At 71.6% G+C, this 14,503-nt stretch carries 11 protein-coding genes; 7 read left to right on the top strand and 4 right to left on the bottom strand.

Annotated features, from left to right (window positions below; genetic code table 11):
- Nucleotides 1–38: 38 nt before the first annotated feature.
- Nucleotides 39–869: an IclR family transcriptional regulator gene (locus tag ACQB60_RS16040; RefSeq protein ID WP_496926667.1), complete on the bottom strand. Its 831-nt coding sequence runs from the start codon at nt 867–869 to the stop codon at nt 39–41.
- A 301-nt stretch (nt 870–1,170) separates the two neighbouring features.
- Here ACQB60_RS16040 and ACQB60_RS16035 point away from each other — a divergent pair, with 301 nt between their 5' ends.
- Together ACQB60_RS16035 and ACQB60_RS16030 are read left to right on the top strand one after the other, a co-directional pair.
- Nucleotides 1,171–1,491, top strand: a complete 321-nt coding sequence (locus tag ACQB60_RS16035) for a bifunctional 3-phenylpropionate/cinnamic acid dioxygenase ferredoxin subunit (protein ID WP_384848895.1) — start codon at nt 1,171–1,173, stop codon at nt 1,489–1,491.
- Nucleotides 1,488–2,783: an NAD(P)/FAD-dependent oxidoreductase gene (locus tag ACQB60_RS16030; RefSeq protein ID WP_496926666.1), complete on the top strand. Its 1,296-nt coding sequence runs from the start codon at nt 1,488–1,490 to the stop codon at nt 2,781–2,783. Before ACQB60_RS16035 ends, ACQB60_RS16030 begins: the two co-directional genes overlap by 4 nt.
- 137 nt (nt 2,784–2,920) lie before the next feature.
- On the opposite strand, the gene ACQB60_RS16025 is transcribed toward ACQB60_RS16030, so the two are convergent.
- Nucleotides 2,921–3,364: a hypothetical protein gene (locus tag ACQB60_RS16025; RefSeq protein ID WP_496926665.1), complete on the bottom strand. Its 444-nt coding sequence runs from the start codon at nt 3,362–3,364 to the stop codon at nt 2,921–2,923.
- Between the two features lie 372 nt (nt 3,365–3,736).
- On the opposite strand from ACQB60_RS16025, the gene ACQB60_RS16020 reads away from it, so the two are divergent.
- The 5 genes from ACQB60_RS16020 to ACQB60_RS16000 are packed head-to-tail and all read left to right on the top strand — an operon-like array spanning nt 3,737 to nt 11,941.
- Nucleotides 3,737–6,799 (top strand): sensor histidine kinase, encoded by a 3,063-nt coding sequence (locus tag ACQB60_RS16020; RefSeq protein WP_496926664.1) that lies wholly within the window; start codon nt 3,737–3,739, stop codon nt 6,797–6,799.
- Nucleotides 6,796–7,233: a roadblock/LC7 domain-containing protein gene (locus ACQB60_RS16015; protein WP_384848884.1), complete on the top strand. Its 438-nt coding sequence runs from the start codon at nt 6,796–6,798 to the stop codon at nt 7,231–7,233. The genes ACQB60_RS16020 and ACQB60_RS16015 overlap by 4 nt, the downstream gene beginning before the upstream one ends.
- 9 nt (nt 7,234–7,242) lie before the next feature.
- Nucleotides 7,243–7,638: a DUF742 domain-containing protein gene (locus tag ACQB60_RS16010; RefSeq protein ID WP_496926663.1), complete on the top strand. Its 396-nt coding sequence runs from the start codon at nt 7,243–7,245 to the stop codon at nt 7,636–7,638.
- Nucleotides 7,639–7,671: 33 nt separating this feature from the next.
- Nucleotides 7,672–11,355 carry a hydantoinase B/oxoprolinase family protein gene (locus ACQB60_RS16005; protein WP_496926662.1) on the top strand — a complete coding sequence of 1,228 codons (3,684 nt, stop codon included), beginning with the start codon at nt 7,672–7,674 and terminating at the stop codon, nt 11,353–11,355.
- Nucleotides 11,336–11,941, top strand: coding sequence for a GTP-binding protein (locus ACQB60_RS16000; protein ID WP_496926661.1), 606 nt, complete (start codon nt 11,336–11,338; stop codon nt 11,939–11,941). Before ACQB60_RS16005 ends, ACQB60_RS16000 begins: the two co-directional genes overlap by 20 nt.
- Before the next feature lie 134 nt (nt 11,942–12,075).
- Here ACQB60_RS16000 and glpK read toward each other — a convergent pair whose 3' ends face one another.
- A complete protein-coding gene (gene glpK / locus ACQB60_RS15995) occupies nt 12,076–13,599 on the bottom strand; it encodes a glycerol kinase GlpK (RefSeq protein WP_496926660.1) in 1,524 nt (507 codons plus the stop codon).
- Nucleotides 13,600–13,626: 27 nt separating this feature from the next.
- The gene (locus ACQB60_RS15990) at nt 13,627–14,382 is read right to left on the bottom strand and encodes an MIP/aquaporin family protein (protein WP_496926659.1); all 756 of its coding nucleotides are present in this window, start codon (nt 14,380–14,382) and stop codon (nt 13,627–13,629) included.
- Between the last annotated feature and the right edge of the window lie 121 nt (nt 14,383–14,503).

The following is a 14,503-nucleotide window of genomic DNA, read 5'->3' as shown; positions in this document are numbered from 1 at the left end:
GGAGTCGACAGGGCGGCTCCGTCAGGAGCCGTAGGCGTTCAGAAGCCGTACCCCATGCGGCGGGAGAGCTCCTGCGCGGCGGCCACCGTGCGCTTGGCGAGCTCGATGAGCCGGTCCTCGGTCAGCCGGTAGACGGGCCCGGACGCGCTGAGCGCCCCGATCACCTTGCTGTCGTGCGCGCGCACCGGGGCGGCCACGGCGGCCAGGCCGATCTCCAGCTCCTCGACCGCGATCGCGTATCCCTGGTCGGTGACGGACTCCAACTCGCCGCGCAGCGCGGCCGTTCCGGTCACCGTGTGTTCGGTCAGGCGGGGCAGGGTGCGGGCGAGCAGGCCCTCGCGCAGCGTCGTCGGGAGGTGCGCGAGCAGCACCTTGCCGCTGGAGGTGGCGTGCAGCGGAGTGCGTCTGCCCAGCCAGTTCTGCGCGGTCACGGACGCCGGCCCGCGCGCCTGCATGATGTTGACCGCCGCGTCGTCGTCGAGGACCGCGATGTTGACCGTCTCGCCCAGCTCGTCGGCGAGTTCACGGCAGACGGGGCCGCCCTCCTGCGAGATGTCCATGCGCACGGCCGCCGCCCCGGCCAGGCGGAGTATCCCCGCGCCGAGGAAGTACTTGCCGCGGTCCTTGGCCTGGCCGACGAGGCCCCGGCTCTCCAGGACCCCGAGCAGCCGGAAGGCCGTCGACTTGTGCACCTCCAACTCGTCCGCGATCTCGGTGACTCCGGCCTCGCCGTGCCGGGCGAGGATCTCCAGGACGCTCACCGCGCGGTCCACGGACTGGACGGATCCCGCGGCCCCTCTGGACTGCCGCGCCGCCGTCCGCCCGTCCCCGTTGCCGCTCTGGTCAGCGTCTTTCCGCGTGCCGGTCATATCTCAACTCTCACCGTCCGGCGGCTCGTCGAAGCCGCATCTGGCCGCATCTTCGGGAAGCCCTTGACGCGGCGGGCGCCCCGACCGGATTCTGTTGCGCACAGCGCTTCATCGTGCGCCATGCGAAACATCATGTTACCGAAGGGTCCTGTTCCCGACCGGTCTCGGGAACAGGCTGTTCCAGGGCACGACACCCCATACGGATCACCTCGGTTCGACACCGGGTGTGCTCCGCTCGGTCTGCTCGGCGCCCCGCACCTCTCTTCAACGACCCAGGAACCAGGGACCTATTGGGGGGACCATGATTCCCGTCTGCCGCCTCGACGACCTCCCCGCGGGCGAGTCCATCCGCATCGACACCACGCCGCCCATCGCCGTGTTCAACGCCGACGGCGAGCTCTTCGCCATCGATGACACCTGCACCCACCAGGACGCCTCCCTGTCGGAGGGATGGCTGGAGGGCTGTCTGGTCGAATGCCCGCTCCACGCCGCCTCATTCGATCTCCGCTCCGGCAAGGCGACCTGCCTGCCCGCGCGCCGCTCCGTCCGCACCCACCAGGTCACCGTCGTGAACGGCACGATCCAGGTGCACCTGACCGCGGAGGAGGGTTCCGCGGCATGAAGGCCGTCACGGTGGTGGGCGCCTCGCTCGCCGGGCTCTACACGGCCCGAGAGCTGCGCGCCCAGGGCTTCGACGGCCGCTTGGTGGTCGTCGGGGCGGAGCCGCATCAGCCCTACGACCGGCCGCCGCTGTCCAAGGGGTTCCTGATGGCGGGCTCCGGGGCTGCGGCGGGCGAGGGGGTGGCGGCCGGGGCTGAGGGTGACGAATCCTCTGCCGGTGGCCCTCAGCTCGCCCCTGCTGAACTCGCCCTCACCGACAGCGAGGAGACCGCCGAGATCGACGCCCGGTGGCTCCTCGGCACCCGGGCCACCGGCCTCGACCTCCGCGCCCGCTCCGTGCTGCTCGACGACGGCCGCGCCCTGGAGAGCGACGCCGTGGTCATCGCCACCGGCGCCCATGCCCGCCGCCTGCCGGGCCCGGCCCACGACCTCGCGGGCGTGCACACCCTGCGCACCCTCGACGACGCCCGCGCGCTCCGCGCCGACCTGCTGCGCGGCCCGTGCCGCGTCGTCGTGATCGGGGGCGGGTTCATCGGCGCCGAGACCGCTTCGTCGTGCGTGCGGCTCGGCCACGACGTCACCGTGGTCGAGGCGGCCCCGCTGCCCCTGGTGCCCCAACTGGGTGCGGAGCTGGCGGCGGTCTGCGCGGGGCTGCACCGCAGAGGCGGGGCGCGGCTCCTCACCGGGGTGGGCGTGGCGGCGCTGCGCGGGAGCGCGATGCGGCACGGGGAGGGCGCTCATGCCGTACGTCAGGTGGAACTCACCGACGGTCGGACCCTCCCCGCCGACGTGGTCGTCATCGGCATCGGGGCGCGCCCCAACACGGCCTGGCTCAGGGGTACTTCACTCGCCCTGGGCGACGGGGTGGTCTGCGACGCGGGGTGCCTCACCGAGGTGCCCCAGGTGGCCGCCGTCGGGGACGTCGCGCGCGTGGGCGGCGTCCGCGCCGAACACTGGACCAGCGCCACGGAGCAGCCCCGCGTCGCCGTGCGCAACCTGCTCGCTGGACACACCGTCGAGACCGCGTCCCGGCCGCCGTACTTCTGGTCGGACCAGTACGGATCACGCATCCAGTTCGCCGGGCGCCGGGACGACGGAGCGACGGTCCGGGTCATGGAGGGGCAGTCCGACGGGGGCGGACTCCCCGTGCTGGGGGAGGAGGGGGACGAGGGCTTCCTCGTCTCGTACGAGAGAGGGGGCGCCGTCACGGGCGTGCTGGCCGTCGACCGGCCCCGGGGCTTCGCGCGGGCGCGAAGGGCGCTCGGGCGACCGACAGCAGTGACGGGCGTATGACCGACCGTATAGCGGCATAACGGCGGGGAGTTGAGTCCTCCTTGCGGCAAGGCCGCGATGTCACAGCCGCACGCGTGCGTCACGACCTCGCGAGTGCGACAGCTACCCGGCCTCACGAGCGTGACAGCTGTCCGGCCTCACGAGTGCGACAACTGCCCGGTCCCGCCACGCCGTCGTATCCGGTCCTTGGCGCGCGCCGCCACCCGCGCCTGCCTGCGTGCCTTGCGGCGCTCGCGCCTCAACTGCCGTGCCGTGCTGCTCGGTACGGAGACCACTCCATGCCGTTGGTTCCACACCTGGCGCGTCACCCACACGTCGAGGACCGCCCACGTGGCGACGACCGTGCTGCCCACGCTGCTGAGCACCATGGGGAAGGAGAGCCAGGAGCCGGCGACGGCGCACAGGAAGGCGATCATCGCCTGTATCAGCGTCAGGGACACGATGATCACCGCGCGGACGGCCGCCGTCCGCACCGGATCGGGGAGCCTTCTGCGGCGTGCGGGCTCTTCCACCCACAACGGCGGACGCTGCTCCTGTGCCGCTCCGCCGCGCTCTCTCGCCCTGCTTGCCGTGCCCGCCACTGTGGTCACTCCCCCTACCGCCCCGCGGCACCTTCACCACGAGGACTCCGGTATGTCATCCGGTACGTACCCTGTCCCCCTTTCAAAGACGAACAAGTGCCACGAAAGATTCCCGCACACGGAGCGAAAGCTTCCGGCCAACTGGGCGTGCGGGGAAGGGGGATGACATGGGGTGGCATGTGCCACATGACCGGAGGCGATCTCCCGTAATGCCCGGACAACATGGGACGTCCCTTTCACGTCACGGCCGAAAGGTGTCCGGACGCACCTTCGAGTTGTCCCTGTGTCAGTAGTAGGCTCGCGCCGTTTGTTGACGCACGTGTGTACCCCCGGTCGCACCGCATGACCGAAGGGGTCGATCTGGGGGAGGCCATGCGCTTTCGCGGGAAGTCCATCCGCCGGAAGATCGTGGCGCTGCTGCTCGTGCCGCTGGTGTCGCTCACCGCGATGTGGGGATTCGCCACCTATCTGACCGGACGCTCGGCCGACAAGCTTCTGAACGCGTCCTACGTAGTCGACAAGATCGGCTACCCCATCGAGGACACGGCCACCGTCATCCAGGAGGAGCGCCGCCGGACGCTCGCCTACCTGGCCGACCCCGGTTCGTCCGACGCGCTGGCGGCCCTGCGCCGCAGCCGGGACGCCACGGACGAGAAGGTGGCCCAAGTCGAGTCCCGGGCAGGGGACTCGGAGCTCCGCGACGAGGTCGACGGCAAGTCCGAGGAACGGCTGAATTCGCTCCTCGAAGCCCTCGGAGGCATCGAGTCGCTGCGCCGCACCGTCGAAGAGGGCACCATCACCCGGGCCACCGCCCTGCGCCTCTACACGCGCCTGATCGACCCCTGCTACGAGTTCCTGATGACCCTGCACGCCCTCGACAACGTGAGCCTGGACCAGCAGGGCCGCGCACTCGTCGGCGTCACCCGCGCGCGCGAACTGCTGTCCCGCGAGGACGCGTTGCTCGGCTCCGCCCTCGTGCTGCGCCGGATCAGCGACAAGGAGATCCGACAGGTCTCCGACCTGATCGCACAGCGCGACCTGCTGTACGAGGTCAGCCTCCAGCAGCTGCCCGAGGACGACCGCAGCCGCTACGAGCGCTACCTGAACGGCGCCGAGACCACCGAGCTCAGGTCGATGGAGCAGTCGGTCGTCGAGTCCTCGGCGGGCGCCCCCCGAGGCATCACGTCGGACCGGTGGAACGAGGCGTCGGCGGCCGTCCTGAAGGACCTGTCCCAGCGCGACAAGGAGGCGGGCGACCGCCTGAAGGACCGGGTCGAACCGGAAGCCGTCGGCGTGATCGTGCGGCTCGCCATCGCGGGCGTGCTCGGCCTGCTGGCGCTCCTCGTCTCCATCTTCCTGTCCGTGCGCATCGGCCGCAGCCTCGTCCGTGACCTGCGCAGGCTGCGCCTGGAGGCCCACGAGGCGTCCGGCGTCCGCCTCCCCGGGGTGCTGCGCAGGCTCGCGGCGGGCGAGCAGCTCGACGTCGAGACCGAGGCGCCGCGCCTGACGTACGGCAAGGACGAGATCGGCCAGGTCGGCGCGGCCCTCAACACCCTGCAGCGGGCCGCCGTCGAGGCCACCGTGAAACAGGCCGACCTGCGCCGTGGCGTCTCCGAGGTCTTCGTCAACCTCGCCCGGCGCAGCCAGGTCCTGCTGCACAAGCAGCTCACCCTCCTGGACACCATGGAGCGCAGGACCGAGGACGCCGACGAACTCGCCGACCTCTTCCGCCTGGACCACCTGACCACCCGCATGCGCCGCCACGCGGAGGGCCTGGTGATCCTCTCCGGGGCCGCCCCCTCACGGCAGTGGCGCAAACCCGTGCAGCTCATGGACGTGGTCCGCGCGGCCGTCGCCGAGGTCGAGGACTACGAGCGCGTCGAGGTGCGCCGCCTGCCCCGCATCGCGGTCACCGGCCCCGCCGTCGCCGACCTCACCCACCTCCTCGCCGAACTCCTGGAGAACGCCACGGTGTTCTCGCCCCCGCACACCGCGGTGCAGGTCCTCGGCGAGCACGTGGCCAACGGCTTCACCCTGGAGATCCACGACCGTGGCCTCGGCATGGCTGCCGACGCCCTCCTCGATGCCAATCTGCGCCTCGCGGAGACCCCCGAGTTCGAGCTCTCGGACACCGACCGGCTGGGCCTCTTCGTGGTGAGCCGCCTCGCCCAGCGGCAGAACGTGCGCGTCTCCTTGCAGCCGTCGCCCTACGGAGGCACCACCGCCGTCGTCTTCATCCCGGAGACGCTCCTCACCGACGACGTTCCCGACACGAACGGCATCGGCTTCCGGCTCGACCGGCCGCAACGCCAGGAGGCGGGCAGCGGCCGCTCGACGCCGCTCGGCAGCTCGTCCGCCCAGCTTCCCGGGCTGCCCGCGTCCCTGCTCGACGGGCCGGTCGAGCTGGAGGCGCCCGTCGGCATGGCGGACCTCGACAGCTTCCCCGGGGCCATCGGCGACGAGGACAGCGAGCGCGGCGGCCTCTTCCGGCCGCGCCGCCGCGTCGCGGGAGTCCCCGGCGAGCAGCACCAACAGGCCCGCGACGAACGGGAGTCGGACGAGCGCGAGGCCCGCCGCCCCGAGGGTCTGCTCGGCCGCGACACGCACGAGGCCCACGACGACTCCGCGGACCCGGCGGCACCCGTGCCGCTGCCCCGCCGCAGCACCCCCAAGCTGGTGACCTCGCACGGCCGGCCCGTCAACCACACGAGGTCCCGGCCGACGCCCGGCTCCGACTCCGGCACCGGAAATGGCACCGGCACCGGCAGCGGCACCGGCACCGGCGAGGAACACGCCGACTGGGCTCCGCAGAAGGCCGACAGGTCTCCGGAGAAGCCCAGCGGGCTCCAGGAGAGCCGCACTCCGGAGAGCCGGACTTCGGACAGCCGGACTCCGGAGCGGACCGAGACCTCCACGGAGGCCGAGGCCCTCGACCGGCCCCGCCGCCCGGAGCCGCAGTCGGGCTGGCCCGACCTCACGCCCCCGCGCGCGGGCAGCGCCCTGGGCGCCACGGACCGCTCTCCGGGAGAGGCCGCGCAATCGACGGGCTCCACCGAGCCCGAGATCGCCCCGTCCGGCCTCCCCAGGCGCCGCGGCCGCAACTCCCGGCCCGACACCCTCCCGGCCCGCTCCGAAGCCCCGGAGACCCGCGCGGACACCGCCCGGGCACCCGGCGATGCGGCCCCTTCCGGACTGCCCCGCCGGGTCCGGCAGGCCAACCTGGCCCCGCAGTTGAAGGACGGGCCCGAACGCCGCACCGAGCGCGGGTCCGCCCCGGCCGGGACCGGGCCCGAGGAGCGGGACGCCGACGAAGTACGCAGCCGCATGGCCTCACTCCAGCGTGGGTGGCAGCGGGGGCGGGACGAGAACGCCGCGGGCGATGACCCCGCCGGTGGCACAGCACCAGGAACGACATCTGAGGGGGACGGTCGATGACCGCACCGAAGGCCGACGCACACGCCGCGACCGGGGGATCGAGAGAGCTCAACTGGCTGCTCGACGACCTGGTGGGCAGGATCGCCAGCATCCGCAAGGCGATCGTCCTGTCCGGCGACGGCCTGCCCACCGGCGTGTCCAGGGACCTCACCAGAGAGGACAGCGAGCACCTCGCCGCCGTCGCCTCCGGGTTCCACAGCCTCGCCAAGGGGGTCGGGCGCCACTTCGAGGCGGGCAGGGTCCGCCAGACCGTGGTCGAGCTCGACGACGCCTTCCTCTTCGTCACGGCCGCGGGCGACGGCAGCTGCCTCGCCGTCCTCGCGGACGCGGACTCCGACGTCGGCCTGGTGGCGTACGAAATGACGCTGCTGGTCAAGAGGGTCGGTGCGCATCTGGCGACGGCGCCGCGCACCGACCTGCCCACGGGAGGGTAGTGGGAGGACATGAGCGAAGACGGTCACGGCACGCCCCGCTGGTTCGACGACGAGGCCGGGCCCGTGGTGCGCCCGTACGCGATGACGCGCGGCCGCACCAAGGGCACGGCACAGCACCGCCTCGACCTCATCGCGGTCGTCGTCGCGGAGTCGCGCGCGAACGACACGGAGGCGGACCAGACGCTGTCCCCGGAACACGTCGACATCGTCGGGCTGTGCCGTGACAGTCCCCAGTCGGTCGCCGAGATAGCGGCCGGACTCGACCTCCCCATAGGAGTCGTACGCGTCCTCATAGGAGATCTCGTCGACGACGAACTGGTGCACGTGACACGTCCCGTACCCCCCGCCGAGCTGGTCGACGAGAGTATTCTGCGCGACGTGATCAACGGCCTCCGGGCGCTCTGAACAGCGCGATCTGCGCGAAAGCGGGAGTGAGACGTGACTGGCTGGCAGTTCTGGGTCGACAGGGGCGGCACGTTCACGGACATCGTCGCCCGCCCCCCTGACGGCCGCCTGCTCAGCCACAAGCTCCTCTCGGACAACCCCTCCCGCTACGCGGACGCGGCCGTCGAAGGCATCCGCGAACTCCTGGAACAGGCGGGCGAGTCGGAGTGCGGACGGGTCGCCCCCGCGCGGATCGACTCCGTCCGGATGGGCACCACCGTCGCCACCAACGCCCTCCTGGAGCGCAAGGGCGAACCCACCGCCCTGGTCATCACCCGGGGCTTCCGCGACGCACTGCGCATCGCCTACCAGAACCGGCCCCACATCTTCGCCCGCTCCATCACGCTGCCCGAGCTCCTGTACGCGCGCGTGATCGAGGCCGACGAGCGCGTCGGCGCCGAGGGCGACGTGCTGCGCGAGCCCGATCTGGAGGCACTCTCCGGACCCCTCCAGAAGGCGTACGACGACGGAATCCGGGCCGTCGCCGTCGTCTGCATGCACAGCCACCTGTACCCCGCGCACGAACAGGCGATCGGTGAACTCGCCGCCCGCACCGGCTTTCCGCAGATCTCGCTCTCCAGTGAGGTCAGCCCCTTGATGAAGCTCGTCCCGCGCGGGGACACCGCCGTGGTCGACGCCTACTTGTCGCCGGTCCTGCACCGCTACGTCCAGCACGTCTCCGCCGAACTCCACGGCGTGCGGCTGATGTTCATGCAGTCCAACGGAGGGCTCACCGAGGCCGGACAGTTCCGCGGCAAGGACGCGATCCTCTCGGGTCCCGCGGGCGGCATCGTGGGGATGGCCCGGATGTCGGGGCTCGCCGGGTTCGACCGCGTGATCGGCTTCGACATGGGCGGCACCTCGACCGACGTCTCGCACTACGCGGGCGCGTACGAGCGCGTGTTCACCTCGCAGATCGCCGGGGTGCGGCTGCGCGCCCCGATGCTGGACATCCACACGGTCGCCGCGGGCGGCGGCTCCGTCCTCCACTTCGACGGCAGCCGCTACCGCGTGGGCCCCGACTCGGCGGGCGCGGACCCGGGGCCCGCGGCCTACCGGAGCGGCGGCCCGCTCACCGTCACGGATGCCAACGTGATGCTCGGCCGGATCCAACCCGCGCACTTCCCCCGGGTGTTCGGCCCCGAAGGCGACCAGCCCCTGGACGAGGCGCTCGTGCGCGAGCGGTTCACGTCCCTGGCCCGCGACATCAGCGAGCGGACCGGCGACGACCGCACGCCCGAGCAGGCGGCCGAGGGTTACCTCCAGGTCGCCGTGGCCAACGTCGCGGGCGCCGTGAAGCGGATCTCCGTCCAGAAGGGGCACGACGTCACGCGGTACGCCCTCACGACCTTCGGCGGCGCGGGCGGGCAGCACGCGTGCATGGTCGCCGACTCGCTCGGCATCCGCACCGTGCTCGTGCCGCCCATGGCAGGCGTGCTCTCCGCCCTCGGCATGGGGCTCGCCGACACGACGGCCATGCGGGAGCAGTCCGTGGAGGCGCCCCTGGAGGCCGCCGCCATGCCGCAGGTCCACAAGACCGCCGACGACCTGGAGGAGGCGGCGCGCGCCGAACTCCTCGCCGAGGACGTGCCCGCCGACCGCATCCGCGTCGCCCGCCGCGCCCAACTGCGCTACGACGGCACCGACACCGTGCTCACCGTCGAGCTCGGCGAGCCCGGCGCCATGAAACGCGCCTTCGAAGAGCTGCACCGGACCACCTACTCCTTCACCCTGGACCGCCCCGTGGTCGTGGAGGCCCTCTCCGTGGAGGCAACCGGCCTCACCCGGCCCCCCGACCTCTCCGCCCTCGGCGCCGCGGACACCGGGCAGCCGACGTCCTCCGCCCCCGACACCGTGCGCCTGCACACGCGGGGCGCCTGGCGTGACGTACTCCTGTACCGGCGTGAGGAGTTGCCGGCCGGAGACGTCGTGACCGGACCCGCGATCATCGCCGAGGCGGGCTCGACGACGGTCGTGGACGACGGGTGGCAGGCCGCCAGGACGGCGGACGGCCACCTGATCATGGAACGGGTGGCGGTCACGCAGAGTTCCGAAGTCGGCACGGAAGCGGACCCCGTGCTGCTGGAAGTCTTCAACAACCTCTTCATGTCGATCGCCGAACAGATGGGCGCCTGTCTGGAGTCCACCGCCCAGTCGGTCAACATCAAGGAGCGGCTCGACTTCTCCTGCGCGCTCTTCGACCCGGACGGCAACCTCGTCGCCAACGCCCCCCACATCCCGGTCCACCTGGGTTCCATGGGCACCAGCGTCAAGGAGGTCATCCGGCGCCGCGGCGAGGGCATGCGGCCGGGCGACACCTACGCGGTCAACGACCCCTACCACGGCGGCACCCATCTGCCCGACGTCACCGTCATCACCCCGGTCTTCGACTCTCCGGGGGAGCGGGTGCTCTTCCATGTCGCCTCCCGCGGCCATCACGCCGAGCTCGGCGGCATCGCCCCCGGGTCCATGCCCGCCGACAGCCGCACCATCGACGAGGAAGGCATCCTCTTCGACAACTGGCTGCTCGTGCAGGGCGGCCGCTTCCGCGAGGCCGAGACGCACGCCCTGCTCACCGAGGCGCCCTATCCCTCCCGCAATCCCGCCACCAACCTCGCCGACCTGCGCGCCCAGATCGCGGCCAACCAGAAGGGCGTCGACGAAGTGACCCGCATGATCGGGGACTTCGGGATCGACGTGGTCCAGGCGTACATGAAGCACGTCCAGGACAACGCCGAAGAAGCGGTGCGACGCGTCATCGACGCCCTGGAAGACGGCGAGTTCGCTTATCCAACCGACTCCGGAGCCGTCATCCGGGTCCGCGTCCGCGTCGACCGCGCCGAGCGCTCGGCGACCATCGACTTCTCCGGTACGTCACCGCAGCTCGCCACCAACTTCAACGCGCCCTTCGCCGTGGTCAACGCGGCCGTCCTGTACGTCTTCCGCACCCTGGTGGCCGACGACATCCCCCTGAACGACGGCTGTCTGCGTCCCCTGCGCATCATCGTGCCGCCCGGCTCCCTGCTCGCCCCGGAGCCGCCCGCCGCGGTCGTCGCGGGCAACGTGGAGACCTCGCAGGCCATCACCGGCGCCCTCTACGCGGCCCTGGGCGTGCAGGCCGAGGGCTCCGGCACGATGAACAACGTCACGTTCGGCAACGACCGCCATCAGTACTACGAGACGGTGGCCTCGGGCTCCGGCGCGGGCGACGGCTTCGACGGCGCGTCCGTCGTACAGACCCACATGACCAACTCGCGGCTCACCGACCCCGAGGTCCTGGAGTGGCGACTGCCGGTCCTGCTCGAGGAGTTCGCGGTGCGGCGCGGCAGCGGCGGCGCGGGCCGCTGGCGGGGCGGGGACGGGGCGGTGCGCCGCATTCGCTTCCGCGAGCCCATGACCGTCTCCACGCTGGCGCAGCACCGCACGGTCGCGCCGTACGGGATGGCGGGCGGTGCCCCCGGCGCCCTGGGCACGGGCCGCGTGGAGCGCGCCGACGGGACCGTGGACCACCTCGGCGGCAGCGACTCGGCGGACGTGCGTCCCGGCGACGTCCTCGTCATCGAGACCCCCGGGGGCGGCGGATACGGGCCGCCGCCCCGTGACGAAACCCCCGACACCCAAGAAGCCCCCGACACAACGGCAGCAGGAGAAACGAGCGATGATCTTCAAGCGTTCTGAGCGCGGCACCGCACCCGTCGAGCCGGTCACGCTGAAGATCCTGGTGGCAGGCGGCTTCGGAGTGGGCAAGACGACGCTCGTCGGCGCCGTCAGCGAGATCAAGCCGCTGCGCACCGAGGAGCCCCTGAGCGAGGCGGGCCGCCCCGTCGACGACACCAGTGGCGTGGCGAACAAGAACACCACCACCGTGGCGATGGACTTCGGCCGCATCACGGTGCGCGAGAACCTGGTGCTCTACCTGTTCGGTACCCCGGGCCAGGACCGCTTCTGGTTCCTCTGGGACGAGCTCTCCACCGGCTCCCTCGGCGCCGTCGTGCTCGCCGACACCCGCCGCCTGGAGGACTGCTTCGCGGCCGTCGACTACTTCGAGCGCCGCTCCATACCCTTCGTCGTCGGCGTCAACTGCTTCGACGGCGCGGCCCGTTACCCCGCCCAGGACGTGCGGCAGGCCCTGGACCTCGACGACGGCGTGCCGGTGGTCCTCTGCGACGCCCGCGACAGGCAGTCCGTCAAGGACGTCCTCATCGGCGTCGTGGAGCACGCCATGGCGACGGCGGCGTCCGCCCGGCAGCCCGCGACCACCTGAGCCCCGCCCCTCCGCACGCCCCCCCCGCACATTGCTACGGCCCGCACCCCCGCCGACCGGGGTACGGGCCGCAGTCTCGACCACGCGCGCGTGGCGCGCGAGAGCCACCCCGCGCGCGTGCCGTCAGTGGGGCCTCAGCCCTCCTGGCCGTCCTCCAGCCAGCCGAAGCTGCGTTCCACCGCCTTGTGCCAGTTGTGGTACTCGCGGTCCCGGGCCTCCGCGTCCATCTGCGGGGCCCACTCGGCGTCGCGCTGCCAGTGCGCCTTCAGCTCGTCCAGGTCGTTCCACACGCCCGTCGCGAGCCCGGCGGCGTACGCGGCCCCCAGACAGGTCGTCTCGGCCACCTTCGGGCGGATCACCGGCACTCCGAGGACGTCCGCCTGGTGCTGCATCAGGAGGTTGTTCTTGGTCATGCCGCCGTCCACCTTCAAGGTGGTGATCTGCACCCCGGAGTCCTGGTACATGGCGTCGACGACCTCGCGGGTCTGCCAGCTCGTCGCCTCCAGGACGGCACGCGCGAGGTGCGCCTTGGTGACGTACCGGGTGAGCCCGGTGACCACCCCGCGCGCGTCCGAGCGCCAGTAGGGGGCGAAGAGACCGGAGAAGGCGGGGACGATGTAGGCGCCGCCGTTGTCCTCCACGCTCGCCGCGAGCGGCTCGATCTCGTCCGCGTGGCGGATGATGCCGAGCTGGTCGCGGAACCACTGCACCAGGGCGCCCGTGATGGCGATCGACCCCTCCAGGCAGTACACCGGGGCCTCGCTGCCGATCTTGTAGCCCATGGTGGTCAGCAGCCCGCTCTTGGAGGCGACGGGCCGGTTGCCGGTGTTGAGCAGCAGGAAGCTGCCCGTCCCGTACGTGTTCTTCGCCGTCCCCGTGTCGTAGCAGGCTTGCCCGAAGATCGCCGCCTGCTGGTCGCCGAGCGCCGAGGCCACCGGGACCCCGGAGAGCTGCCCGACGGCCGTCCCGTAGACCTCCGCGGAGGACTTGATCTCCGGCAGGACCGCCTCGGGGACGTTCATCGCGGACAGGATGGACGGATCCCACTGGAGGGTCTCCAGGTTCATCAGCATGGTGCGCCCGGCGTTGGTGACGTCCGTGACGTGGACGCCGCCGTCCGTGCCGCCCGTGAGGTTCCAGATCAGCCAGGAGTCGATGGTGCCGAAGGCGATCTCGCCCCGCTCGGCGCGCGCCCTGAGGCCCGGCACGTTGTCGAGCAGCCAGGCGGCCTTGGGCCCGGAGAAGTAGCTGGCGAGCGGCAGACCAGTACGCTCGCGGAATCGATCCTGCCCGTCCGCGCCGCCCAGTTCGTTGCAGAGCGCCGACGTGCGGGTGTCCTGCCACACGATCGCGTTGTGCACGGGCTTGCCCGTGGCGCGGTCCCACAGGACCGTGGTCTCGCGCTGGTTGGTGATGCCGAGGGCGCTGAGCTGATCGGCGCGGAGCCCGGCCTTGGCTATCGCCCCCGCGACGACCGCCTGCACCTTGGACCAGATCTCGGTGGCGTCGTGCTCCACCCAGCCCGGCTTGGGGAAGATCTGGCGGTGTTCCCGCTGGTCGACCGCGACGATCGCGCCGTCCTGGTTGAAGATGATGCAGCGGCTCGAGGTGGTGCCCTGGTCGATCGCGGCGACGAATTTCTCGGAGCTGTCCGGCATGGCTACCCCTTGCTCAGAAGGCTGCGGTCAGAACGCTGCGTTGTAGATGAGCCCCGAGAGGGCGCCGCCGATCAGCGGCCCGGCCACCGGGACCCAGGCGTAACTCCAGTCGGATGTCCCCTTGTTGGGGATCGGCAGGAAGGTGTGCACGATGCGGGGGCCCAGGTCGCGCGCCGGGTTGATCGCGTATCCGGTCGGGCCGCCGAGCGAGAGACCGATGCCGACGACTACGAAGGCGACCATCAGCGTCTGCGTGCCGGACTGGCCGAGGCCCTTGGTGAGGCCGAAGGCGAGCACCGGAAGCACCAGGGCGATCGTGGCGATGATCTCGGTGATCAGGTTGGCGACGGGGTTACGGATCTCGGGGATGGTCGAGAAGATCCCGAGCGTCGGCGTCGGCTCGTCCGGAGCCGGGTCGTCGTCCTTGACGCCCCGCGCCACATTGGCGTTGAACTGCGCCATGTACACGAGATACGCGAGTATGGCGCCCAGCATCGCGCCGACCATCTGACCGAGCAGATAGACCCAGACCTGGTCCCACTTGTCGGTGTCGATGGCGATGCCGAGCGTCACGGCGGGGTTCAGATGCCCGCCGGAGAGCGGCCCCGCGGTGTAGGCGCCGGCCAGCACGCCGAAACCCCAGCCGAAGGCGATGACGATCCACCCGGACGCCTTCGCCTTCGAGTGTTTGAGGGTGACGGCGGCGCACACGCCGGCGCCGAGAAGAATCAGGAGTGCGGTGCCGATGGTCTCACCGACGAAGATGTCCCTATTCGAGTACATGGCGGCTCCTAGGCCCTCGCCCGGGGGTTGGTGCGCCCCCGGTACTCCGTGCAGGGTGCGGTTCCCACGACTACTGCCTGACTACCGCTGGCTACGTCGGCCCGAGGCAGGGGTCGTCCCG

It is taken from the genome of Streptomyces odontotermitis, from assembly GCF_050510915.1.
In the GTDB taxonomy this organism is placed as follows: Bacteria; Actinomycetota; Actinomycetes; order Streptomycetales; family Streptomycetaceae; genus Streptomyces.
This window is presented reverse-complemented; position numbering and strand designations above follow the sequence as displayed.

Excerpts from the sequence above, each read along its gene's own strand:
- ACQB60_RS16035 (WP_384848895.1), top strand. The coding sequence starts at position 1,171 with ATGATTCCCGTCTGCCGCCTCGACGACCTCCCCGCGGGCGAGTCCATC.
- ACQB60_RS16030 (WP_496926666.1), top strand. The coding sequence starts at position 1,488 with ATGAAGGCCGTCACGGTGGTGGGCGCCTCGCTCGCCGGGCTCTACACG.
- ACQB60_RS16015 (WP_384848884.1), top strand. The coding sequence starts at position 6,796 with ATGACCGCACCGAAGGCCGACGCACACGCCGCGACCGGGGGATCGAGA.
- ACQB60_RS16020 (WP_496926664.1), top strand. The coding sequence starts at position 3,737 with ATGCGCTTTCGCGGGAAGTCCATCCGCCGGAAGATCGTGGCGCTGCTG.
- ACQB60_RS16040 (WP_496926667.1), bottom strand. The coding sequence starts at position 869 with ATGACCGGCACGCGGAAAGACGCTGACCAGAGCGGCAACGGGGACGGG.
- ACQB60_RS16010 (WP_496926663.1), top strand. The coding sequence starts at position 7,243 with ATGAGCGAAGACGGTCACGGCACGCCCCGCTGGTTCGACGACGAGGCC.
- glpK (WP_496926660.1), bottom strand. The coding sequence starts at position 13,599 with ATGCCGGACAGCTCCGAGAAATTCGTCGCCGCGATCGACCAGGGCACC.
- ACQB60_RS15990 (WP_496926659.1), bottom strand. The coding sequence starts at position 14,382 with ATGTACTCGAATAGGGACATCTTCGTCGGTGAGACCATCGGCACCGCA.
- ACQB60_RS16000 (WP_496926661.1), top strand. The coding sequence starts at position 11,336 with ATGATCTTCAAGCGTTCTGAGCGCGGCACCGCACCCGTCGAGCCGGTC.